At 73.5% G+C, this 22,994-nt stretch carries 17 protein-coding genes; 9 read left to right on the forward strand and 8 right to left on the reverse strand.

Annotation, left to right across the window (positions count from 1 at the left end):
- Positions 1 to 144 precede the first annotated feature (144 nt).
- From MHW47_RS10920 to MHW47_RS10930, 3 genes are all read right to left on the reverse strand, one after another.
- The gene (locus MHW47_RS10920) at positions 145 to 327 is read right to left on the reverse strand and encodes a Trm112 family protein (protein WP_239222480.1); all 183 of its coding nucleotides are present in this window, start codon (positions 325 to 327) and stop codon (positions 145 to 147) included.
- 303 nt (positions 328 to 630) lie between these two features.
- On the reverse strand, positions 631 to 1,995 hold the full coding sequence (locus MHW47_RS10925; RefSeq protein WP_239222481.1) for a phosphomannomutase/phosphoglucomutase: 1,365 nt from the start codon (positions 1,993 to 1,995) through the stop codon (positions 631 to 633).
- 58 nt (positions 1,996 to 2,053) lie between these two features.
- The gene (locus MHW47_RS10930) at positions 2,054 to 2,428 is read right to left on the reverse strand and encodes a DUF3499 domain-containing protein (protein WP_239222482.1); all 375 of its coding nucleotides are present in this window, start codon (positions 2,426 to 2,428) and stop codon (positions 2,054 to 2,056) included.
- 348 nt (positions 2,429 to 2,776) lie between these two features.
- Between MHW47_RS10930 and MHW47_RS10935 the strand changes: the two genes are divergently transcribed.
- Positions 2,777 to 3,202 (forward strand): metallopeptidase family protein, encoded by a 426-nt coding sequence (locus MHW47_RS10935; RefSeq protein WP_111330940.1) that lies wholly within the window; start codon positions 2,777 to 2,779, stop codon positions 3,200 to 3,202.
- A gap of 54 nt (positions 3,203 to 3,256) precedes the next feature.
- On the opposite strand, the gene MHW47_RS10940 is transcribed toward MHW47_RS10935, so the two are convergent.
- From MHW47_RS10940 to MHW47_RS10950, 3 genes are all read right to left on the reverse strand, one after another.
- Entirely contained in the window at positions 3,257 to 4,810 is a 1,554-nt protein-coding gene (locus tag MHW47_RS10940; protein ID WP_239222483.1) for a DUF5719 family protein, read from the reverse strand.
- Positions 4,807 to 8,640 carry a glycosyltransferase family 2 protein gene (locus MHW47_RS10945; protein ID WP_239222484.1) on the reverse strand — a complete coding sequence of 1,278 codons (3,834 nt, stop codon included), beginning with the start codon at positions 8,638 to 8,640 and terminating at the stop codon, positions 4,807 to 4,809. The genes MHW47_RS10940 and MHW47_RS10945 overlap by 4 nt, the downstream gene beginning before the upstream one ends.
- Before the next feature lie 382 nt (positions 8,641 to 9,022).
- Complete coding sequence (locus MHW47_RS10950; protein ID WP_030927001.1) at positions 9,023 to 9,286, reverse strand: WhiB family transcriptional regulator; 264 nt, start codon at positions 9,284 to 9,286, stop codon at positions 9,023 to 9,025.
- Positions 9,287 to 10,040: 754 nt separating this feature from the next.
- Here MHW47_RS10950 and MHW47_RS10955 point away from each other — a divergent pair.
- The 3 genes from MHW47_RS10955 to MHW47_RS10965 are packed head-to-tail and all read left to right on the forward strand — an operon-like array spanning position 10,041 to position 12,846.
- Positions 10,041 to 10,535, forward strand: coding sequence for a cysteine dioxygenase family protein (locus tag MHW47_RS10955; protein ID WP_239222485.1), 495 nt, complete (start codon positions 10,041 to 10,043; stop codon positions 10,533 to 10,535).
- 50 nt (positions 10,536 to 10,585) lie between these two features.
- Positions 10,586 to 11,542 (forward strand): 2-phospho-L-lactate transferase, encoded by a 957-nt coding sequence (cofD, locus tag MHW47_RS10960; protein WP_239222486.1) that lies wholly within the window; start codon positions 10,586 to 10,588, stop codon positions 11,540 to 11,542.
- Complete coding sequence (locus MHW47_RS10965; protein WP_239222487.1) at positions 11,539 to 12,846, forward strand: coenzyme F420-0:L-glutamate ligase; 1,308 nt, start codon at positions 11,539 to 11,541, stop codon at positions 12,844 to 12,846. Before cofD ends, MHW47_RS10965 begins: the two co-directional genes overlap by 4 nt.
- A gap of 49 nt (positions 12,847 to 12,895) precedes the next feature.
- Here the strand turns inward: MHW47_RS10965 and MHW47_RS10970 are convergent, their stop codons facing one another.
- Positions 12,896 to 13,879, reverse strand: a complete 984-nt coding sequence (locus MHW47_RS10970; protein ID WP_239222488.1) for a DNA-3-methyladenine glycosylase — start codon at positions 13,877 to 13,879, stop codon at positions 12,896 to 12,898.
- Positions 13,880 to 13,970: 91 nt separating this feature from the next.
- Positions 13,971 to 15,062: an NDP-sugar synthase gene (locus tag MHW47_RS10975; RefSeq protein ID WP_239222489.1), complete on the reverse strand. Its 1,092-nt coding sequence runs from the start codon at positions 15,060 to 15,062 to the stop codon at positions 13,971 to 13,973.
- Between the two features lie 225 nt (positions 15,063 to 15,287).
- Here MHW47_RS10975 and MHW47_RS10980 point away from each other — a divergent pair, with 225 nt between their 5' ends.
- From MHW47_RS10980 to MHW47_RS11000, 5 genes are all read left to right on the forward strand, one after another.
- Positions 15,288 to 16,037, forward strand: coding sequence for a TIGR03089 family protein (locus MHW47_RS10980; protein WP_239222490.1), 750 nt, complete (start codon positions 15,288 to 15,290; stop codon positions 16,035 to 16,037).
- A 219-nt stretch (positions 16,038 to 16,256) separates the two neighbouring features.
- A complete protein-coding gene (locus tag MHW47_RS10985) occupies positions 16,257 to 17,645 on the forward strand; it encodes an LCP family protein (protein WP_239222491.1) in 1,389 nt (462 codons plus the stop codon).
- 256 nt (positions 17,646 to 17,901) lie between these two features.
- A complete protein-coding gene (locus tag MHW47_RS10990) occupies positions 17,902 to 19,641 on the forward strand; it encodes an LCP family protein (RefSeq protein ID WP_239222492.1) in 1,740 nt (579 codons plus the stop codon).
- A 45-nt stretch (positions 19,642 to 19,686) separates the two neighbouring features.
- Entirely contained in the window at positions 19,687 to 21,351 is a 1,665-nt protein-coding gene (locus MHW47_RS10995) for an LCP family protein (protein WP_239222493.1), read from the forward strand.
- Between the two features lie 221 nt (positions 21,352 to 21,572).
- On the forward strand, positions 21,573 to 22,934 hold the full coding sequence (locus tag MHW47_RS11000; RefSeq protein WP_239222494.1) for an LCP family protein: 1,362 nt from the start codon (positions 21,573 to 21,575) through the stop codon (positions 22,932 to 22,934).
- The last annotated feature ends 60 nt before the right edge of the window (positions 22,935 to 22,994 follow it).

A 22,994-nucleotide genomic window follows, 5' to 3' on the forward strand; every position in this document is an offset into this window, starting at 1 on the left:
CACCGCGGAGCAGGTCGCGGCGGTCGGCTCGGGCCAGCGCGTCGGGGGCGTCGAGCAGCGACTCGTCGAGCATGGGGCGGTCCTCCGATCGCCGGGTCGGCGGTCTCGCGCGGTCGCGCGGTCGCGCCGGTGCGGGTGCGCCCGTCAGGCGGGGCGGCGGGCCTCGTCGACGAGGAGTACGGGGATGCCGTCGCGGACCGGGTAGGCGAGGCCGCAGTCGTCGCCGGTGCAGACGAGCTCCGGGGTGTCGGCCGCCGTCCTGTCGTCCAGGGGGGCGTGGCAGGCCGGGCAGGCCAGGATCTCGAGGAGGCCGGCTTCCAGCGGCATGGGGTGTCCCTTCGGGCGGTGTTCTTCGGGTGTTCTTCGGCTGTTCTTCCGGGTGGAGCGAGGCCCCTTGGGGGCGAGGTCAGCGTACCTCCGGGGTGGGGTGGGGCGCGCGGGTGACGGGCGCCTGCGGCGGGCTGTTCCCCACCCCGCCCCTTCCCGGAACCGGGGCGCCGCCCCGGACCCCGCTCCTCAAGCGCCGGAGAGGCTGGGAGTGCCTGCCGGTCCCGGGAACTTCGGGGCGCCGCCCCGGACCCCGCTCCCCCTCATGCGCCGGAGGGGCTGGGAGTGCCCGCCCGGGCGGGGTCACTTCCTGATGAGGGCCAGTACCTCGTCGCGCACGTTCCTCATCGTCTCCTCGTCCTTCGCCTCCACGTTCAGGCGCAGCAGCGGTTCCGTGTTGGAGGGGCGGAGGTTGAACCACCAGGCGGGGGTGGTGATCGTGAGGCCGTCGAGGGTGTCCGCGGTGGCGTCGGGGCGGGTGGCGAAGGCGGCTTCGACCTCGGCGGTGCGGGCGGTCTGGTCGTCGACCTCGGAGTTGATCTCGCCGGAGGCGGCGTAGCGGTCGTACTGGGCGACCAGGGCGGAGAGGGGGGCGTCCTGGCCGCCGAGGGCGGCCAGGACGTGGAGGGCGGCGAGCATGCCCGTGTCGGCGTTCCAGAAGTCGCGGAAGTAGTAGTGGGCGGAGTGCTCGCCGCCGAAGATCGCGCCGTGGGCGGCCATCTCCGCCTTGATGAAGGAGTGGCCGACGCGGGTGCGGACGGGGGTGCCGCCGTGCGCGCGGACGACCTCGGGGACGGAGAGGGAGGTGATCAGGTTGTGGATGACCGTGCCCCGGCCGCCGTTGCGGGCCAGTTCGCGGGCGGCGACCAGGGCGGTGATCGCCGACGGGGAGACGCCTTCGCCACGCTCGTCCACGACGAAACAGCGGTCGGCGTCGCCGTCGAAGGCCAGGCCCAGGTCGGCGCCCTCGGCGAGGACGCGGGCCTGGAGGTCCGTGATGTTCTTCGGGTCCAGCGGGTTGGCCTCGTGGTTGGGGAAGGTGCCGTCCAGCTCGAAGTACATCGGGACGAGGTCCACGGGCAGGCCCGCGAAGACGGTGGGGACGGTGTGGCCACCCATGCCGTTGCCGGCGTCCACGACGACCTTGAGCGGGCGGATCGCCGTGAGGTCCACCAGGGAGAGCAGGTGGGCGGCGTAGTCGGCGAGGGTGTCGCGTTCGGTGACCGTGCCGGTGCGGGCGAGCGGTTCGGGGGCGCCCTGGTCGGACCACTTCTCGGCCAGCGTGCGGATCTCGGCCAGGCCGGTGTCCTGGCCGACCGGGGCGGCGCCCGCCCGGCACATCTTGATGCCGTTGTAGCGCGCCGGGTTGTGGGAGGCCGTGAACATGGCGCCGGGCAGGTCCAGGGCGCCGGAGGCGTAGTAGAGCTGGTCCGTCGAGCAGAGGCCGATCATCGTGACGTCGGCGCCGCGCCCGGCGGCGCCGCGTGCGAACGCGCCGGCCAGGGCGGGTGAGGTGGGGCGCATGTCGTGGCCGACGACGATCGCGTCCGCGCCGGTCACCTCGACGAACGCCGCTCCGAAGAGGGCGGACAGCTCCTCGTCCCACTGGTCGGGCACGACTCCGCGCACGTCGTACGCCTTCACGAGCTGCGACAGGTCTGCGGTCACGGGCCGGTCCTCCTGGGGTTTCTTCGGACCGCCAAACTACCCGGCGGCCGGCGTCGCCTCAGGAGTCGGGTGAGCGCAGGACGCGGAGGTGGCCCCTGCGGGCGACCTCCATCGGGTCGGCGGCGCGGGGGCCGCCGCGCGGGCCGTCGCCGCGCTCGGGCGGCCGGGCGGCCTCCCGTACGGCGTTGGCAAGCGCTTCCAGGTCGTCGCCGCTGGGGCGGCTGGGCGCGGAGGGGTCGGAGAGCCGGACGACTTCCCAGCCCCGTGGCGCGGTCAGCCGCTCGCTGTGCTCGGCACAGAGGTCGTAGCAGTGGGGCTCGGCGTAGGTGGCGAGCGGGCCGAGGACCGCAGTCGAGTCGGCATAGACGTACGTCAGTGTCGCGACGGCAGGGCGGCCGCACGCGGTGCGCGAACAGCGACGTACAGGGCTCACGATGTTGGACGGTACCGCACTCTTGAGCGGGCTGCGACGACTCTCCCCCGGCTCACCCCTCCGTGTCGCCCTGTGAGGTCCGGCACAGGGCACCCCCGGGCAGCTTGCCTGACCTGCGCGGAGGAGGGGTGGCGCGGGCCGGGGCGGTCAGGATTCCGGTCACCGTTGCGCCGGGAAGCTTTCACAAGGCGACGGTCCGGCGGTCGGGAGCGGGGCCGGAAAGGGCTCTCCCGTGGCCGGATCGCTCAAGTGCGGACAGCCGGGGCGTTCCGGAGCGGACCGGGCGTGCCGGGGCGGTTCGGCGGGCTCCGGCCGGGCGGGCTCCGGCGGCGTTAGGCTGCGTCGGTGATGGACAGTCCCGTACCGCCCCCGTCCGAGCCGCGTCCGCGGCGCCGCGACCGACACGGCCGCGGTATGCGCGGGCCCGTCGCCCCGCCGCAGGTTCCGCTGTCCATGAGCCGTGCGGACCACTTCCGCGATCTCGTCCAGGACTCCGTGGAGCGGCTGGAGCGGCGCTGGCCGCAGTTGGCGGAGGTCGACTTCGTGGTCCTGGAGGTGCCGGAGAAGGCGGAGGAGACGGTACCGCTGGGCAGTGCGGTGTCCGCGCGGAAGGACCGGCCGGCGCAGATCGCCGTGTACCGGCGCCCGGTGGAGCTGCGGACCAAGAGCCGTGACGAGCGGGCGCTGCTCATTCACGAGATCGTCGTGGAGCAGGTCGCGGAGCTGCTGGGGCTGGCGCCCGAGTCCGTCGACCCCCGGTACGGGCAGGACTGAGGCGGGGCCCGGCCGCGTGCGCGGCGGGGCCCCGGTTCCGGTTCCGTTCCTCGGTCAGTCGTCGAGGACCGACAGGTCCTGCCGGGCCGCCGGGACCTCCACCGTGCCCCGGTCGTCGGTGAGGGTCTGGACGGTGAACATCTCGATGCCGTTCACCTTCTCGGTGAGGGTGCGGGCGGCGTGGACGGGGCCGCCGGACCGGGTCTCGACGGTCAGCGCGTAGGTGCCCTTGAGGCCCGCGGGCACGGGCGGGGTGACCGCCAGGGTGGTGCCGGCGGGGATCTTGTACGTCTTGCTGACCGGGGTGCCGCCGCCGCTGCCCGCGGAGGCGGTGACCTCGACGGTGCCGGCGGCCGCGGGAGCGGTGAGGGAGAGGACGGAGCCCTTGGCGCGGTTGTCGGCGACGGTCGCGCGGGCGCCGACCGGGCCGGTCGCCGGGATGTAGCCGACCTCGCGCTTGTCGCCCGTGCCCCGGACGACCCGCAGCGCGGCGACGACCGGGGTGGCCCGGTTCTTGTCGGAGGGCACCAGCATCAGCGAGCCGGCCTCGCCCCGGGTGAGGTCCTTGAGGTCGAGGGCGGCGGTCATGTTCGACTTGACGTGCAGTTCCTCGTGGCCGGCCGGAGTGATCGTGCCGGACTTGCCGACGAGCTTGATCCGGAGGTCGGCGTCGTCGTCGCCGGGGGCGAAGGCGACCAGCCGTACGGAGGTCGCGTCGGCCGGGATGCCGGGCAGGACGACGGTGCCGGCGGGATCGGCGGAGGCGGCGAGCCAGTCGCTGCCGGTCGCGTCGTCGGCCGTCCTGACGGCCGCGCCGACCCGTCCGGCGCGGGTGGTGACGTGGACGGTCACGTCGTCCACGGCCTTGCTGGTGAGCGTCGAGATCAGCACCCGGACGCCGGAGCCGGCCGGGACCGTGATGCCCTCGCCCACGTCGGACTTGAGCGAGCCCTCGGGGCCGTACAGCTCGATGTCGGCGACGGCGGCGGTGTCGTCCGGGTTGGTGAGGTGGACGTAGTCCTCGCGGGTCTTGGCGGTGCTCGCCGCCGGGAACCAGAAGTCCGTGTCGGGGACGGTGCAGCCGATGCCGAGGAGGCCGCGTCCGTCGCCCGCCTCGACGGTGGTGGTCTGCTGAGCGGTCCAGCCGGGGGCGAGCCGGCCGGTGGCGGTGCCGACGAGGGCGGGCGAGTCCGCGCCGGACGCCTTGCCGGTGGCGGGCGTGCCGGGCTCCTTGAGGGAGACGACCGGCTTGTCCTTGCCGGCGCCCTTCTTGCCCTTGTCCTTCTCGTCCTTCTCGCCCTTCCCGTCCTCTTCGTCGGGCTTGTGGGCCTTCTCGCCGTCCTTCGCGGACGCCAGGAGTTCGGCCGTGCCCGCCGTGCCGGAGCCGCCGCCCTTGTTGGGCGGGGTGTAGGCCGTGTACGCCGTCTCCGAGAGGTCGGAGAGGCCGGGGGCCGGGCAGAGCAGGCTGGTCCGTTCGACGGGGAGCCGCGAGGAGGTCTTCGCCTCGGCCGGGGCGCTCCCGTCCGGCACGTTGAGCGCGGCGAACCCGGTGACGGCGGCCAGGGCGACGACCCCGGCGATGAGGGACAGGCTGCTGGTGGACTTCACTCGGACTCGCCTCGCGATGCGTTACCGGTCGGCCACGGGTTCTGGCCCGGGCCGGGGTTCTCGGGGTTCTGCGGGTCGTACGGGCGCTGGTCGCCGTACTGCCCGCCGTCGGCGTCGTAGCCGTTGGGGTCGTACGGGGCCGGGTCGTACGCCTGGGTGCCGTACGGGTCCGTGTAGGGGGCGCCCTGGTACGGCGGGTAGCCGCCGCCCTGGTACGGGTCCTGGCCGGGCGCGCCGTACTCGCCCTGCTGCTGGGGATAGCCGTACGGGTCGTAGCCGCCGGCGTCCGGCTGCGGCGACCGGCCGTCCGCGTACTGGCCGTCCTGGTACTGCGGGTAGCCCGGGTCCTGGTACTGGCCCTGCTGGGTGTCCCAGTCCCCGTACTGCTGCTGCGGTACGTAGGCGTCCTCGCCGGCCGGGTCGCGTTCCGGGGGGCCCTCGGGGGCGGCCGGGGCGGTTTCGGCGTCCTGCTGGGCGGGAACGTACGCGGGCTGTTCGCCGGTGTCCTGCTGTTCGGACGGGCTCGGGGCGCCCTGCTGCGCGGCGGCGGCGGCCTCGCTCTCGGCGAGGGCGGCGGCGCGCAGGCGGCGGGCCCGGCGGCCCTCTCCGGCGACCGGTTCGGCGGCGACCGCCTCGGCCTCCTCGGGCAGGTCGTCGTCGATCTCCCGGCGGCGGCCCGGCAGGGCCATGACGACCAGGACCACGGCGAGCGCGATCTGCGTCCAGATCCACACGGTGTGGGTCAGGGGTTCCTCGTACGTGAGGTCCAGGGTGCCGCCCTCGGCGGGCAGTTCGAAGCCCTGGGCCCAGCCGTCGACGGTCTTCGCGGTGAGCGCGCGGCCGTCGAGCGTGGCGTGCCAGCCGGGGTCGGCGGCGTCGGCGATCCGCAGCACCCGGCCCGCGCCGCCCGCCGGGATCTTGGTGTGCGCCTCGACCGGCCGGGAGCCGACGGGGAGCGGTTCGCCGCCGTCGGCGGACGGGACGATCATGATCCGGGAGACCTGGCGGTCGACCCGCCACAGGGCGCTGCCGTCCAGCTGGCTGAGCCGGCTGAGGCCGGGGGTGGCGTCGAGCACGCGGCTCATCTGCTTCGGCGCTCCGTCGCGCACGAGGACGTAGCGGATCGCGAAGCCGCTGAGCTGGCTGCCCTGGTCGGCGCCGGAGCCGGCGACCAGGTTGGCGACGACCTTGTCGAGGTGGCTGTTGCCGCCCTGGGCGGCGGCCAGTTCCGCGTCGCCGAGCCGGGCGCCGGAGCCGCGGACCAGGGTGTAGTCGACGGAGGCGGACGAGGTGCCGCCCAGGACCAGGGTGCGCGGCTGGTCGCGGGTGCCGCTCTCCTCCGCGACGAACGCGGGCACCTGGACCGGGTCGCGGCGTTCCAGCGGGCCCGCCGCGCCGCCGATCATCCAGCCGGCCGCGGCCAGCGCGGGGGCCAGGGCCGCCGCGAGGGCGATCAGGACGGCGACCGGCTGGCGCCAGCCGAAGCTCAGTTCGGCGACGCGGATGCGGGCGCCGTCCGCGCCGACCAGCGCGGCGGCGATGAGGGCGGCGCCGTAGACCAGGGTCGCGGGGCCGGCCCAGCCGGAGCCGTTGGCGAGTCCGGCGAAGGCGAGGGAGACCAGCGCGGCCACCCAGGCGGTCCGCACGGCGAACTGCCGCTCGCCGCGCAGCAGGGCGGCGAGGGCGGCGAGGACGATGCCGAGGAGCAGGACGCCGCCCGCCGCCTTCGGGCCGCCGGGGCTGATGCCGAGCAGGTCCAGCGCGGAGGCGGAGCCGGTGCCGGTCTCCAGGCCGGCTTCGCCCAGGAACGCGGACGGGTCGGCCAGCAGCGAGAGCGACCAGGGCGCGAGGACGAGCAGCGGGGTGCCGGCGGCGGCGAGGAAGCGGAGCCCGTAGGCCGTGATGTCGCCGCGCCGCAGCACCAGGACGCCGAGGCCGAGGACCACGGCGAGCGGCCACACGATCGGGGTGAACGCCGTCGCGAGGGTGAGCAGCAGCGTGTACGCCCAGGTGGCGCGCCAGCTGCCGCGGGCGTCGCCGGTGGCCCGCATGCCGTGCGCGGAGACGGCCGTGCGGGCGAGCAGCGGGAGCAGCACGGCCAGGACGGCGGTGCCGAGGCGGCCGGTCGCCAGGGCGCCGGTCGCGGCGGGCAGGAAGGCGTACGCGATGCTCGCCCAGGCGCGCAGCAGCCGGGAGGGCAGCAGCGGGCGGGTGGCGAAGTAGGCGGTGAGTCCGGCGAGCGGGACCGAGCAGACGAGCAGCAGGGTGAGCGCGAGGCCGGTGGAGCCGAGGAACAGCGCGGACAGGGCCGCGATCACGGCGAGGTAGGGCGGGGCGGTCTCGGTGCCGCCGGTGCCGATGGTGTGCCAGCCGTCCGCGTACTTGCCCCACAGCTCGGAGACGTCGCCGGGGGCGGGCAGCAGGGCGCCGCCGGCCAGGGCGCCGCCGCCGATGAGGTTGCGGCAGGCGACGAGCGAGACCAGGAGCAGGAGGGCGAAGAGGACCGGGCCGGGTTTGCGGCCGACCTTCTTGAGCCGGGCGAACTGGTCGATCTCCAGGTAGTCGGCGTCGTCGCCGCCGGGTCCGGATTCGACGGCGCCGTGCCGGGAGCCGCCGGCGTCGGCGTCGGAGCCGCCGCCGAAGTTCCCGGCGACCTGTTCGACGGTGGCGCGGACGGTGGCGCCGGGTGCGGGGAAGAGGCCGCGCAGTTCGGCGGCGTCCACGGCGCCCTTGCCGCGTGCGCGGCGGGCGGCCAGGATGCGGCCGGGGCGCAGCAGGGTGCTGAGGAGGCCGGTGACCTCGTCGAGCGCCTGGCCGGGGACCTTGCCGACGAGGTAGGCGAGGGTGCGCAGCAGGGTGCCGACGACGAGCCGCAGCATGACCCAGGGCAGCTTCTTGCCGCGCGCGTTGACGAGCATGGTGTAGACGGCGCCGGCCTTGTCCACGCGGTGCGGGCTGGCGACGCTGCGGCCGGCGCAGTCGATGGGGCGGCGTTCGCGCGCGGACGCCTCGGCGTGCCGAAGGACGGCCTCGGGGGCGACGAGGACGCGGTGTCCGGCCAGGTGGGCGCGCCAGCAGAGGTCCACGTCGTCGCGCATGAGCGGGAGCCTGCGGTCGAAGCCGCCCAGTTCCTCCCAGACGTCGCGGCGGATGAGCATGCCGGCGGTGGAGACGGACAGGACGGTGCGCACCTGGTCGTGCTGGCCCTGGTCCTGTTCGCGGCGGTCCAGGCCGGTCCAGCGGCGTCCGCTGTTGGCGATGGAGACGCCGACCTCGAGGAGTTGGCGGCGGTCGTACCAGCCGCGCAGCTTGGGGCCGACGATCGCGGCGTGCGGGTCCTCGTCGGCGACGCGCAGCATCTCGGCGAGGGCGTCGGGGGCGGGCGCGCAGTCGTCGTGGAGGAGCCAGAGCCACTGCACGGGCTCGCCGTGCGGCAGTTCGGGCATCTCGTACGCCTCGTCGTGCCAGGTCCGGGTGACGGGGTCCCAGCCGCTGGGGCGCTTCAGGTAGGGCAGGTCGTCCGGGGTGAGGACGCCGGCCGTGCGGCTCGCCTCGTCGACGGCGGTGCCGAAGCTGGTGCGGCGGGCGAGGTGCAGGACCCGGTCGGCGCCGAGCGCCTCGGTGACCAGGCGCGCGGAGTCGTCGGCGCTGCCGGTGTCGGCGGCGATGACGCTCTGGACGGGGCGTTCCTGGCCGAGCAGTCCGGCAAGCGCGTCGGGCAGCCAGCGGGCGCCGTCGTGGGAGACGAGCACGGCGGTGACGACATGCCGGGGGAACTCTGGGGCGGCGGCGGCCGCGTACGGCGCCGTCGAGTGGCTGTGCACGGACATCGAGGTACGGGCCCTCCGGCCGGGTCCGGGGGCGTTCCCCCGGCTGCATCGGTGTACACGCGCGCTCTGTCGGGTCGTTGGCGCGTCTCGGACGGAGCCCCACACTAACGGTACGGATAAAGGCGGAGTGCCCGGAGCGGTTGGCGGAGGGTGCGAGGGGGTAGTGGGCGGGCCCGAAATCGGGCCGCTCCGGGCTTGACGGGTGCACTCGGCGGGTAGGGCGCCGGTGCCTCACGCACCCGGCGGTGGGCCCGCGCGCGGACGGCGGTGGCGCCCCGCGCGTGACGGCGACGGCGCCCCGCGCGCACGGCGACGGCCCGCCGTCTGCGCGGGCAGGCGGCGGGCCGTCGGTGGTGCGGTGGTGTGCGGTGGGTCCGGCGGGTCAGACCGCCGCCTTCTTCAGGCGCCGGCGTTCGCGCTCGGAGAGGCCGCCCCAGATGCCGAACCGCTCGTCGTTGGAGAGGGCGTACTCCAGGCACTCGGAGCGCACTTCACAGGCGAGGCAGACCTTCTTCGCCTCTCGGGTCGAGCCGCCCTTCTCGGGAAAGAAGGACTCGGGGTCGGTCTGCGCGCACAGTGCGCGCTCCTGCCAGCCGAGTTCCTCGTCCGCGTCCTCGACCAGCAGTTGTTGGAACAGCTCGGTCATCTGCGCCCCTCGTCCGTCTCTTGCGTCCCGTGATGCGGCCGTTACCGAATCGGCCGAACGACACGGGTGAAATTACAAGCGTGTAGCTCTGGCTGGTCAAGCCCGGATCTGCTATTGGCCTCGGTATTCACCCTGCGGCACCAACCGTATGCGTTAAGTGTTCAAATCACCAAAAACCTGACATATGCCATGGGCCCTGCCGTGTCCGCACGTGCCATGTGGACAAACTCCCGTCGACTCGGACACGTTGCGATTCGATCACCGAAGCGACCAAGATCACATTCGGGTCACGGTGCCGCGCCCAGGTTTGGCGGCGCGGCTGTTGCGCCACCTGTCCCCGTCCATGGGCGCTAAAACCTTTCTTCGTCAGGAGTAACCGGAAGAGGTGAAACACCGCCGCCGAACCGGTCATCGAGTTGACAGTGGCCGGATCTCCGGTTCTCCTTGTTGCCATGTCAGTGACCTCGGCGCCGCACGCGACCCACGCCCGTGGGTTCCGCAGCGCTGTCCTGGCTCGCTGCCGCTGTTCCAGCTGTCCCGGCTGTTGATCCCGCCGGTGCCGTCGTAGCCCCGCGCTCCGGCCCGGCCCCGCTCGTCCCGGACCCCACGGACCCCGCCCCCGGCTTCGGTCCCCGTGTCCTCGCGTTCCGCGCTCGCGCGTTTCCGCGACGAGCCACCGCACCGCACGACGCAATCGCACTTGCACGACGCACCGCACGCCGCACTCGCACCCCGCCGAGGAACCACCGCTCCCATGAACAGCAGCGACAGCGACCTCCAGATCGCCGGCGACCTCCTGGAGGTCCAGCACCTTCTCCGCCCCGCCCGCGAACACCCCGTCACCGTGGCCGAGTTCGTCGGCCTCGCCCGTACCGTCGCCGCCGACCGCGCCCGCTGGGCGCCGCTCGTCCGGTACGACGCCACCACCCGCTGGTACCACCGCCTCCTGACCGGGCCCGGCTACGAGGTCTGGCTGCTCAGCTGGGTGCCCGGCCAGGGCAGCGGGGCGCACGACCACGGCCCGTCGTCCGGCGTGCTGACCGTCCTCGACGGCGAGCTGACCGAACGCACCGACCGGGGCGTGCGGACCCTGCGCGCCGGGGCGCAGCGCGTCTTCGCGCCCGGCTACGTCCACGACGTCGTCAACGACTCGCTGGAACCGGCCGTCAGCCTGCACGTCTACCACCCCGGCCTCACCGACATGCCGATGCGCTCCGCGCAGTGCGCTCCGGCCGCCGCCACGGTCTGAGACCCCGGCCGCCCCGCGATCGGCCGGGCCGCGCCTGACAGACTGTTCGCATGCGCATTGTGGTTCTGGCCGGCGGTATCGGTGGTGCTCGTTTCCTGCGTGGCCTCAAGGAGGCCGCGCCCGACGCGGACATCACGGTCATCGGCAACACCGGTGACGACATCCATCTGTTCGGGCTCAAGGTCTGCCCCGACCTCGACACCGTGATGTACACGCTCGGCGGTGGCATCGACGAGGGGCAGGGCTGGGGGCGCGCCGACGAGACGTTCCAGGTCAAGGGGGAACTCGCCGCGTACGGGGTGGGCCCCGAGTGGTTCGGGCTCGGCGACCGCGACTTCGCGACCCACATCGTCCGGACCCAGATGCTCGGCGCGGGCTACCCGCTCAGCGCCGTCACCGAGGCGCTCTGCGCACGCTGGAAGCCGGGCGTGCGGCTGCTGCCGATGTCCGACGACCGCGTCGAGACGCATGTGGCGATCGACGAGGACGGCGAGAGCCGGGCCGTGCACTTCCAGGAGTACTGGGTGAAGCTGCGGGCGTCCGTGCCGGCGCGGGCGATCGTGCCCGTGGGCGCGGAGCAGGCCGCGCCGGCGCCCGGTGTCCTGGAGGCCATCGCCGCCGCCGACGTGATCCTCTTCCCGCCGTCGAACCCGGTCGTCTCGGTGGGGACCATCCTCGCCGTGCCCGGTATCCGCGAGGCCGTCGCCGAGGCCGGGGTGCCGGTCGTCGGCCTCTCCCCCATCGTCGGTGACGCGCCGGTGCGCGGGATGGCCGACAAGGTCCTGGCGGCGGTGGGCGTCGAGTCCACGGCCGCCGCGGTCGCCCGGCACTACGGCTCCGGGCTGCTCGACGGCTGGCTGGTGGACACGGTGGACGCGGGCGCGGTGGACGAGGTGGAGGCCGCGGGCATCCGCTGCCGCGCCGTACCGCTGATGATGACCGATGTGCCCGCCACCGCCGAGATGGCCCGGCAGGCGCTGGCCCTCGCCGAGGAGGTGCGCGCGTGAGCGCGGACGCGCCCGGCTACCGGGTGTGGGCGCTGCCCGGCCTGCCCGAGGTGCGGGCCGGGGACGACCTCGCCGCGCTGATCGCGGCCGCCGAGCCCGGGCTCGCCGACGGTGACGTCCTGCTCGTCACCTCGAAGATCGTCTCCAAGGCGGAGGGCCGGATCGTGGCGGCCGCCGACCGGGAGGCGGCCATAGACGCCGAGACGGTACGGGTGGTGGCGCGGCGCGGTGCGCTGCGGATCGTGGAGAACCGGCAGGGCCTGGTGATGGCCGCCGCCGGGGTCGACGCGTCGAACACCCCCGCCGGCACGGTCCTGCTGCTTCCCGAGGACCCCGACGCTTCGGCCCGGACGATCCGGGAAGGGCTGCGGGCCGCCCTCGGCGTTGAGGTCGGCGTCGTCGTCACGGACACCTTCGGCCGGCCCTGGCGCAACGGGCTGACCGATGTCGCCATCGGCGCGGCCGGGGTCCGGGTGCTGGACGACCTGCGCGGCGGGCACGACGCGCACGGCAATCCGCTGAGCGCGACCGTCGTCGCCACGGCCGACGAGCTGGCCGCCGCGGGCGACCTGGTCAAGGGCAAGGCGGCCGGGCTGCCCGTCGCCGTGGTGCGCGGGCTCGGGCACGTCGTGGACGCGGCGGACGAGCGGGGCGCCCGCGCGATGGTGCGGGGCGCGGCCGACGACATGTTCCGGCTCGGGACCTCGGAGGCGGTCCGCGAGGCGGTGACGCTGCGGCGCACGGTCCGCGAGTTCACCGGCGATCCGGTGGACCCCGGGGCGGTCCGGCGTGCGGTGGCCGCGGCGGTGACCGCGCCGGCGCCCCATCACACGACGCCGTGGCGGTTCGTGCTGCTGGAGTCCCCGGAGTCCCGGACCCGGCTCCTCGACGCCATGCGGGACGCCTGGATCGCGGATCTGCGGCGCGACGGCAAGAGCGAGGAGTCCATCGCCAAGCGGGTCCGGCGGGGCGACGTGCTGCGCCGGGCGCCGTACCTGGCGGTGCCGTGCATGGTGAGGGAGGGTGCGCACACGTACGGGGACGAGCGGCGGGACGGCGCGGAGCGCGAGATGTTCGTGGTCGCCGCCGGGGCGGGCATCCAGAACTTCCTGGTCGCGCTGGCCGGGGAGCGGCTGGGGTCGGCGTGGGTGTCCTCGACGATGTTCTGCCGCGACGTAGTGCGCGACGTGCTGGGCCTGCCGGAGAGCTGGGAGCCACTGGGGGCGGTCGCGATCGGGCATCCCGTGACGGTGCCGGCGGCGCGGGTGGGACGCGACCCGGAGGACTTCGTCGTCGTGCGGTGAGCCGGGGGGCGGACGGGCCGGGGGCCGGGCGGCGGACGGGCCGGGGCTGCTACAGCCGCGCGATGTCCCTGGGCTGGAACCTCGGTGCCCGGCGGGGCGGGGTCTCGCCGGAGAGCAGGATGAGGCGGGTCGCCCGGTGGCGCTGGCCCTCGTACGGGGTGAGCAGCGCGAGCATCTCCGCGTCGTCGGCGTCGCGGTTGCCGGCCAGGGCGTGGCCGACGATGCCGGGGAGGTGGAAGTCGCCGACCGTCACGGCGTCCGGCGCGCCGTTGGAGCGCTGCAGGGTCTCCGCCGCCGTCCAGGGGCCGATCCCGGGCACGGCCTGGAGCCGGGCCAGCGCGTCCGGGAGGTCCATCGCGGCGGCCTCCTCCATGCGCCGGGCGACCCGGACCGCGCGCAGGATCGTCGCCGAGCGCTTGCTGTCCACGCCCGCGCGGTGCCAGTCCCAGGACGGGATCAGCGACCAGGTGCGGGCGTCCGGCATGACGTAGAGGCCGTACTCCTGCGGGCCGGGCGCGGGCTCCCCGTACATCCGGACCAGGAGGCGCCAGGCGCGGTACGCCTCGTCCGTCGTCACCTTCTGTTCCAGGATCGACGGGATCAGCGACTCCAGCACCAGGCCCGTGCGCAGCAGCCGGAGTCCGGGGCGGCGGTGCTGGGCCTGGGCGACCAGGCGGTGGCGCGGGACGAAGGCGGCCGGGTCGTCGCCCTCGCCGAGCAGGGTGGGCAGTTCGTCGAGGAACCAGGACGCGCCGGGCCCCCAGGCGGACGCCTCGATCCGGCCACCGCGCTCGACGACGTGGAGCGTGCCGGGTCCGGCGGGGGTGCGGCTGGCGCGGCGTACGGAGCCGTCGGCGACCATGCGGAACGTGGGGTCGGCGGGGCCCCGGCGCAGCGGGCCGAGGACGAGCCGCAGGTCCAGCGGGCCCGGCGGGGTCCAGACACGGGTCTGCGCCGCCGGTACGGGCGTGGCCGCCGCCTGGTGCGGGACGGGCGCGCGCCGGGCGTTGCGGGGAGCGAATCGTCCTGCCACGGATGAGGTCCTCGGTCGTCGGGGCTGCCTGTCGAGGGTACGGCGGATTTCGGCCACCTGGGGTGCGGACGGGCCGGGGCGGCCGGGGTGCTCACTCGTCCGAGGAGAACCGTACCGAGGCGTCCGGCAGGCGGGCCCCGCACCAGACGCGGACGCCCTCGCGCAGTTCGTTGTCGGCGCCCACCTCGGCGCCGTCGCCGACGACGGCGCCGGCCAGCACCGTACGGCTGCCGATCCTGGCGCGTGCGCCGACCAGGGAGTCCGAGATCACCGCGCCGGGTTCGACGACCGCGCCCGCGAGGACGGTGGAGCCGTCGATCCGGGCGCCCGCGCCGATCACCGCGCCCTCGCCGACGACCGTGCCGCCGGAGAGCTTGGCGTCGGGGGCGACGGAGGCGGTCGGCAGGGCGAGGCTGTCGCCGCAGCGGCCCGGCACCGCCGGGGACGGGGCGCGGCCGAGCACCAGGTCGGCGGAGCCCCGGACGAACGCCTGCGGGGTGCCGAGGTCCAGCCAGTACGTGGAGTCGACCATGCCCTGGAGGTGGGCGCCGGCGGCGAGGAGGCCGGGGAAGGTCTCGCGCTCGACGGAGACGGGGCGGCCAGCCGGGATGGTGTCGATGACCGAGCGGCGGAAGATGTAGGCGCCGGCGTTGATCTGGTCGGTGACGATCTCCTCGGGCGTCTGCGGCTTCTCCAGGAAGGCGGTGACGCGGCCGGTCCCGTCGGTCGGCACCAGGCCGAAGGCGCGCGGGTCCTCGACGCGGGTCAGGTGCAGGGAGACGTCGGCGCCGGAGTCGGCGTGCGAGGCGACCAGCGCGCGGATGTCGAGCCCGGTGAGGATGTCGCCGTTGAAGATGAGGACCGGTTCGTCCGGGCCGGAGGCGAGGCGGTGGGCGACGTTGCGGATGGCGCCGCCGGTACCGAGCGGTTCGCGCTCGGTCACGTACTCGATGTGCAGGCCGAGCGAGGAGCCGTCGCCGAAGTACGGCTCGAAGACCTCCGCGAGGTACGAGGTGGCGAGGACGATGTGCTCGACCCCCGCCGCGCGGGCCCGCGCCAGCTGGTGCGTGAGGAAGGGGACGCCCGCCGCCGGGACCATCGGTTTGGGCGTGTGCACCGTGAGCGGGCGCAGCCGGGTTCCCTTGCCGCCGACCAGCAGGATCGCTTCTTTTGCCTCTGTCACAGCACTGTCTTCGCTTCCTGCTGGGGCCGGGCCTGGTTGTGGCTGGTCAGTCTATGCAGACCGCTCGAACGCCTGGGCGAGGTGGCCCGGGGCGGGTGTGCCGCGGCTCCGGGCGGGGGCGCCGGCCCGGTGGCTCGCGGCGGGGGCTGCGGCTTCCGAGGGTGCCGGACCGATGGCCTGTGGCTTCCGGTGGGGGCGCCGGGCCGGCCGCGTACGCTTCCGCCCATGAACGCCAGCGACCGCACCCCCGCCGACCTGCTGCGTTCCGCGCTCGCCGCGGACCCGGCCCGCCCCCTGGTCACCTTCTACGACGACGCGACCGGAGAGCGCGTCGAGTTGTCGGTGGCCACCTTCGCCAACTGGGTGGCCAAGACCGCCAATCTGCTCCAGGGCGACCTGGCCGCCGAGCCCGGTGACCGGCTTGCGCTGCTGCTGCCCGCGCACTGGCAGTCCGCGGTCTGGCTGCTGGCCTGTGCCTCGGTGGGCGTGGTGGCCGAGGTGCAGGGCGATCCGGCCGCGGCCGATCTCGTCGTCTCCGGTCCGGACACGCTGGACGCGGCGCGGGCCTGCCGGGGCGAGCGGGTCGCGCTGGCCCTGCGCCCGCTGGGCGGGAGGTTCCCGCAGGCGCCCGAGGGATTCGCGGACTACGCGGTGGAGGTGCCGGGGCAGGGCGACCGGTTCGCGCCGTTCGCCCCGGTGGACCCGGACGCGCCGGCGCTGACGGTGGGCGGTGCGTCGTTCACGGCGGCGGAACTGGTGGCGCGGGCGCGCGAGGACGGGGCGGCGCTGGGCACGGGCCCCGGGGCGCGGCTGCTGTCGGGGCGCGCGTACGACTCCTGGGAGGGGCTGAGCGCCGGGCTCTACGCGCCGCTGGCGACCGGGGGTTCCGTGGTCCTGTGCCGCCACCTGGACCGGCTGGGCGCGGAGGCGCTGGCGCAGCGGGTGGAGAGCGAGCGGGTCACGCTGACGGTGTGACGGGGGAGGCGGCGGGCCCCGCCCGGCGGCCGGTACGACAAGCGGTCCGAGGGGCCACCCGTCCGGCTCATCGTGGGCCGAGCCCCCCGCCCTGGCGCTCAACTCCGGTACATGATCTGGCGTACAGGCTCCCGAGGCACAACCAAGCGTGAGGTTCAGCCGTCTACTTCTGCGACCGGCGGCCCAGCGCGCCGCCGAACGTGAAGGATGGACGCAGACGTGACCGAAAGCGCCGGTACTCCGGGCGACCCCGACGACGCGGCGGCGGGCGAGGACCGGGCGCCGGACGCACCGCCCGGCGAGGCGGCCGGCCAGGCTCCCCGCGAGGAGAAGGCCGCGCCCGGCGGGGAGACCCGCAGCGGGTCCGGCAGCGGGCCGGGCCCCGCCCCGGAGCGCGGAGCGGGCGGTGACGGGGGCCCGGCCCTCGACATCACCGTCGGGCGCAAGCGCCACTGGCTGCGCTGGACCGCCCTCGGCGCCTCGTTCGTCGTGCTGGTGGCGGCGGGCGTCGGCTGGTGGCTGTACAAGAAGCTCGACGGCAACATCCGCACGGACACGTCGGCGGCGGCCGAGCTGAAGGCGTACGAGAAGGAACGGCCGGTCTCCGTCGTCCACGACGCGGAGAACATCCTGCTCATCGGCTCCGACAGCCGGGCGGGCGACAACCGGAAGTACGGCCGTGACGACGGCGGCAGCCAGCGCTCGGACACCACGATCCTGCTGCACCTGGCGGCGGACCGGAAGAGCGCCACCGCCATGTCGATCCCGCGCGACCTGATGGTGGACATCCCCACCTGCCACAAGGCGGACAAAACTGCCACGAGGCCGCAATTCGCCCAGTTCAACTGGGCGTTCGAGATGGGCGGGACCGCCTGCACCATCCGGACCGTCGAGAAGATGACGGGCATCCGCCTCGACCACTACATGATCGTCGACTTCAACGGCTTCAAGGACATGGTCGACGCGGTGGACGGCGTGGACGTCTGCCTCAAGGAGCCGATCGACGACAAGGACGCCCACCTCAAGCTCACGGCGGGGCGCCACAAGCTCAACGGCGAGCAGGCGCTGGGCTACGTACGGGCCCGCAAGTCGCTCGGCAACGGCAGCGACACCGACCGCATGGACCGCCAGCAGCAGTTCCTCGGCGCCCTGGTCAACAAGGTGCAGAGCAACGGGGTGCTGCTCAACCCGACGCGGCTCTACCCGGTCCTGGACGCGGCCACGAAGGCGCTCACCACCGATCCGGGCCTGGACAGCCTCAAGGACCTGTACGACCTGGTGCGGGGGATGCGGGACGTACCCACCGAGAAGGTGCAGTTCCTGACGGTCCCCCGGCAGCCGTACCACCTGAACCGGAACCGGGACGAACTGGTACAGCCCGACGCCGACAGGCTGTTCAAGCAGTTGCGCGACGACGAGCCGGTCGCCGTGGTGCCCGCCGGCGAGAAAGACGGCGACGGCGCGAACGGGGACCGCGCGAACGAGGACCGCGCGAACGAGGACGGTACGAACGGGGACGGGGGCACCGACGCCGCCGACGCCTCGGGACCGTCGCCCACACCCACCTATTCGGGGAACAATGCCGCGACCGACCTGTGCAAGCAGTAAAGCAATGGCCAAGCAGACACCAACATTCGGCGTGCAATGGGCAGAATGCCCGGTTGTAAGTGCCGTGGAATGTGTCACGCGCGTCGCTGGACGCCGGAAGAGACGGATATCGTGACGCGATCCGGTGCTTCCGGCCGTTCGGCCGCGCACTTCTGGACAGAGAAACTGAGCGCCTTTTCGGGGGAGGCGCCTCGCGTGGCACCGACGGAGGATTCGAGCAACCGTGGATGCGCAGAGCCGTGGGCGGGCGGAAGACATGGATGATCCCGCAGACCAGTGGGTTCTCAACCCGGCCACCGGTGATTACGAACTGCGACTGAACCATTCCGGAGGGAATACAACCCGGTCCACGGTTCCCCCGGCGCAGCGCGGCCCGTCCGATTCCCCTCGCCGGCGCAACCCTTCGCAAAGCCCGTCGGAAAACGCCTCCGAAGGCACCCCCCGCCGCAGCGCCGAAGTGCCGCGCCAGGGCGGGCGACGTTCGGCGAATGGCCCGCGCGGCCCGCAGCACCCCGCGGCCGGCGACACCGGTCACGGCCGCCGCAAGCGCAAGGCCCCGAAGTCGCGCGGCAAGAAGGCGCTGCTGTGGACGGGCGGCGTGATGGCCTTCGTGCTCGTCGGCGTCTCGGCCGGCGGCTACTGGCTGTACCAGCGGCTCAACGGCAACATCAACACGGTCGACATCGGCGACGCCGGCAACAAGGACGTCATCACCGCCAACGCCCCGATCAACATATTGATCATCGGTACCGACAAGCGGACCGGTAAGGGCAACAGCGGCTACGGCGACAAGAACAGCGTCGGCCACGCGGACACGAACATCCTCTTCCACGTCTCCGAGGACCGCAGCAACGCCACGGCGATGAGCATCCCGCGCGACCTCATCACCGACATCCCCGAGTGCACCTCCAAGCAGGAGGACGGCTCGGTCAAGACCATTCCGGGCCTCCAGCACGTCCGGTTCAACCGGAGCCTCGGCGAGGCAGGCCGCGACCCCGGCTGCACGATGAAGACGGTCAAGGAGCTGACCGGCGTCGAGGTGGACCACTTCATGATGGTCGACTTCAACGCGGTGAAGACGCTCTCCACGGCGGTCGGCGGGGTCAAGATCTGCCTCGACCACGCCGTGAACGACCCCAAGTCCCACCTCAAGCTGCCCGCCGGTGAGAACACGGTCATGGGCGAGGACGCGCTCGCGTACGTACGCACCCGGCACGCCTACGCCAACGAGAGCGACCTGGACCGGATCAAGGGGCAGCAGCAGTTCATCGGCTCGATGATCCGCCAGGCCAAGTCGGACGACACGCTGACCAGCCCCACCAAGCTGTTCAAGCTGGCCGACGCGGCCACCAAGGCCCTGACGGTCGACAAGGCCATCGGTGACGTGAAGAAGCTCAGCACGCTCGCCAAGGAGATCACCAAGACGGACACGAAGAACATCACGTTCGTCACGATGCCGGTGATAGACAACCCGGACGAGCCCACGCCCGTCACGGTCGTCGCCCACCCGACCAAGGCGGACGAGCTGTTCCAGATGCTGCGCGAGGACACCTCGCTGACCGAGGTGGCCGCGCAGAAGAAGAAGGCGAAGAGCAAGCAGGACGCGCTCCTCAAGGGAACCAAGGCGGCGCCCGCCGACGTCCGGGTCGATGTGTACAACGGCGGCGAGGTCGCCGGCGGCGCCCAGCAGACGGTCACCTGGCTGCAGAACACCAAGGGCGTCCTGAAGTCCACGAACAAGGCCAACGCACCGAAGAAGATCGCCAAGACGACGCTGGAGTACGCCCCGAACCAGGCGGACCAGGCCCGCGCCCTCGCCGAGATGATGGGGCTGCCCGGTTCCGCGATGAAGCCGGGCACCACCGACGCCGAGGAGCTTCAGCCGATGGTGCTGACCCTGGGCGCGGACTTCAAGGAAGCCGGCAGGTCGATCACGGGGCCGAAGAAGATCGACATTCCGAAGTCCAGCGCCGAATCGGCGGGCTGCTCCAAGTGACGCGGCGCCGCCGCACCATACGAGTCTGAACAGCAGGGGGGTCTGGTGGGACGGAGCAGCACGCCTGGGGAGGGGACGCGCCCGCGGACCCCGCACGCCCGCGCGGCGGAGCGCCACGAGGACGGCGGCGGTACGGCGACCACCTCCCCGGACGGTGACGCGGAGCGCGGCACGGCCGGCGGGCACCGGGCCGCCCGGCGCGGGGGGCGCCGAAAACAGAAGAAGCACCGTGTGCTGCGCTGGATAGCCTTCTCGGTCGCCTTCCTCATACTCGGCACCGGCGCGGCCGGTTACCTCTACTACCAGCACCTCAACAGCAAGCTGCAGAAGGGCGCGCGCAGCGCCGGCAACTCCGGGGCGAAGAAGACCGCCCCGAACGCGGCCGGCCAGACCCCGCTGAACCTCCTGCTGATCGGCTCCGACGACCGCAACAGCGCGGAGAACCTCAAGCTCGGCGGCTCCAAGAAGAGCGTCGGGGCGGAGCCGCTCGCCGATGTGCAGATGCTGCTGCACGTCTCGGCCGACCGGAAGAACGCCTCGGTCGTGAGCATCCCCCGCGACACCCGCGTGGACATACCCGCCTGCGAGAACCCCGACACGCACAAGAAGTACCCGGCGACCAACGACCTCATCAACGTGTCGCTGCGCGGCGGGGCCGGCTGCACCCTGGACACCTGGGAGAAGCTCACCGGCGTCTACATCGACCACTGGATGATGGTCGACTTCGCGGGCGTGGTGGACATGGCGGACGCGGTGGGCGGGGCCTGGGTCTGTGTGAACCAGGACGTCTACGACCTGCCCAAGCCCAAGGTGCCGGGCGGCTCGTTCCTGCGGATGAAGGCGGGCCGGCACAAGATCAAGGGCGAGGAGGCGCTGAAGTGGCTGCGCACCCGGCACGCCTTCGGCAGTGACATCGGCCGGTCCAAGGCCCAGCACATGTACCTGAACTCGGTGCTGCGCGAGCTGAAGAGCCAGAACGCCTTCACGGACACGGGCAGGCTGATGAACCTCGCCGAGACCGCCGTCGAGTCGCTCACGGTCTCGGAGGAGATCGGCACCGTCAAGAAGCTGTTCGACCTCGGCATGCAGTTGAAGGACGTGCCGCTGGACAAGATGAACATGCTGACAATGCCCCGCATCCCCGACCCCGAGAACCCCGACGCCCACGTGCTGCCGAAGCCGGGCGCCGCCGACAAGCTGTGGGCGCTGCTGCGCGACGACCAGTCGCTGGACCCGAAGGACAGGGCCAAGGCGAAGAAGAAGGCCGCCCAGGGCCCGAAGGCCGGGCCTGCGGCGTCCATCGGGATCACCGTCGTCAACGGCACCGGCGCCGACGGGCAGCCGCCCGCCCCGGGCCGCGCCGCCGCCGTACGCGACCTGCTGAAGGCCAAGGGCTTCACCGAGGCGGACACCACCACGGAGCCCGGTTCCGCGCTGACGACCGAGGTGACGTACCCGCGCAGCGCCGGGGCGCAGGGCAAGTCGGACGCGCTGTCCGTCGCCAAGGCGCTGGGGCTGCCGACGAGCGCGGTCAAGGACACCCCGGACGGGGCCGGGCTGACGGTGACCGTCGGCTCCGACTGGCGTACGGGCGCGCAGGCGCCGAAGATCCCCGACGACGACAGCGACCCGCTGGAGGGCACCGAGGCGGTCAACAGCGCCAAGAAGGACGACTGCATGGACGTCTACTGGCCGTACCGCACGCCGTAGGGGGCGCGTTACCGCGAACGGGGGACAGCGGTGCGCGCCGCCGGGTGGCCTACCGGGATGAGGATCGTATGGGCCTACTGTGCTAACGGTTCCCTCGCACCGCGGAGGTGTCCCCCGTGCCCACGCCGCACCGCTCCCCCCGTCCCGTCCGGCCCCGGACCGCGCCCCCTCGGCCCCGGCGGGGGCGCCGGCGGGGCAGGCGTCCGCAGTGGGGGACGCGGGTGGCGACCGGACTCTCGGTCCTCGTGCTCGGGGCGGGCGGGATCGGGCACGCGGTGGTGACGAACCTGGAGAGCGGGATCGACCGCGTCGACCCGTTCAAGGACATGAAGAACCGTCCCGCCGGCGGGCTCGGCACGAACCTGCTGCTCGTCGGCACCGACGGCCGCGACAGGCTCACCGCCGACGAGAAGCGGACGTACCGGCTGGGCGGCGAGCCCTGCCACTGCACGGACACGATCATGCTGGTGCACCTGTCGGCCGACGAGAAGCGCGCCAGCGTCGTCAGCCTGCCGCGCGACAGTTACGCGGAGATCCCCGCCCACCGCGACCGCACCACCGGCAAGGAGCACGCGGCGCACCCGGTGAAGCTGAACGCGGCGTACGCGGAGGGCGGGCCCGGCCTCACCGTACGGACGGTCGAGCACATGACCGGCGTCAAGATCGACCACTATCTGGAGGTCGACTTCACCAGCTTCATGACCACGGTCGACGCCCTCGGCGGGGTGGAGATCTGCACCGCCCGCCCGCTGAAGGACTCCTACACGGGCCTGGACCTCGCCCCCGGCACCCACACGCTCGACGGCGGCCGGGCCCTGCAGTACGTACGCTCCCGGCACATCGGCGGCGACGCCGACCTGGGCCGCATGCAGCGCCAGCAGAAGTTCATGGCCGCGCTGATCGAGCGGGCGACGAGCAGCGGGGTGCTGCTGAACCCGGTGAAGTTCCGCGAGGTCGTCTCGACGACGCTGAGATCGGTCCGGGCCGACCGGGGCCTGGACACGGAGCGGATGCTCTCCCTCGGCCGGGCGCTGCGCGGCTTCTCCCCCGCGTCCTCCGAGTTCGCCTCGGTGCCGATGGGCGATGTCGCGTACCAGGTCAAGGGGATCGGCTCCACGGTCAAGTGGAACCCGGCGAAGTCGAAGCAGCTCTTCACCGCGCTGCGCGAGGACAAACCCCTGACCACCGCCCGGCCCGCCGAGAAGACCCCGGTGGAGAAGGTGGACGTCCCGCCGGAGCGGATTCGGGTCCAGGTCTACAACGGCACCGCGCAAAACGGCCTCGGCTCCACCCTGGACGCCGCGCTGCACGCCACCGGCTTCGACACCACCCGCGCCCCGCTCACCGCCCCGCGCCACGACCTGAAGCGGACCCTGGTGACGTACGACCCGCGCTGGGACCGGTCCGCGAAGACCCTGGCGGCGGCGCTGCCGGGGGCGGAGCTGCGGGCGGTCGCGGGACAGGGGGCGACGATGCGGGTGACGGCGGGCGAGGACGCCCACACGGTGCGCCGGGTCCGCGCGGAGGAACCGGCCGGGGGAAGGTTCGGGGCGGTGAAGGGGGACGAGGTGGTGTGCCCGTAGGGGGTGGCGGGAGCGGGTGGCGGGGGCCGGGAGCGGGAGGCGGGGCGGCCCTCAGGCTCT

Source organism: Streptomyces sp. OfavH-34-F (genome assembly GCF_022347745.1).
Classification (GTDB): Bacteria; Actinomycetota; Actinomycetes; order Streptomycetales; family Streptomycetaceae; genus Streptomyces.

Excerpts from the sequence above, each read along its gene's own strand:
- MHW47_RS10920 (WP_239222480.1), bottom strand. The coding sequence starts at position 327 with ATGCCGCTGGAAGCCGGCCTCCTCGAGATCCTGGCCTGCCCGGCCTGC.
- MHW47_RS10935 (WP_111330940.1), top strand. The coding sequence starts at position 2,777 with ATGGACAGTCCCGTACCGCCCCCGTCCGAGCCGCGTCCGCGGCGCCGC.
- MHW47_RS10945 (WP_239222484.1), bottom strand. The coding sequence starts at position 8,640 with ATGTCCGTGCACAGCCACTCGACGGCGCCGTACGCGGCCGCCGCCGCC.
- MHW47_RS10950 (WP_030927001.1), bottom strand. The coding sequence starts at position 9,286 with ATGACCGAGCTGTTCCAACAACTGCTGGTCGAGGACGCGGACGAGGAA.
- MHW47_RS10955 (WP_239222485.1), top strand. The coding sequence starts at position 10,041 with ATGAACAGCAGCGACAGCGACCTCCAGATCGCCGGCGACCTCCTGGAG.
- cofD (WP_239222486.1), top strand. The coding sequence starts at position 10,586 with ATGCGCATTGTGGTTCTGGCCGGCGGTATCGGTGGTGCTCGTTTCCTG.
- MHW47_RS10980 (WP_239222490.1), top strand. The coding sequence starts at position 15,288 with ATGAACGCCAGCGACCGCACCCCCGCCGACCTGCTGCGTTCCGCGCTC.
- MHW47_RS10990 (WP_239222492.1), top strand. The coding sequence starts at position 17,902 with ATGGATGATCCCGCAGACCAGTGGGTTCTCAACCCGGCCACCGGTGAT.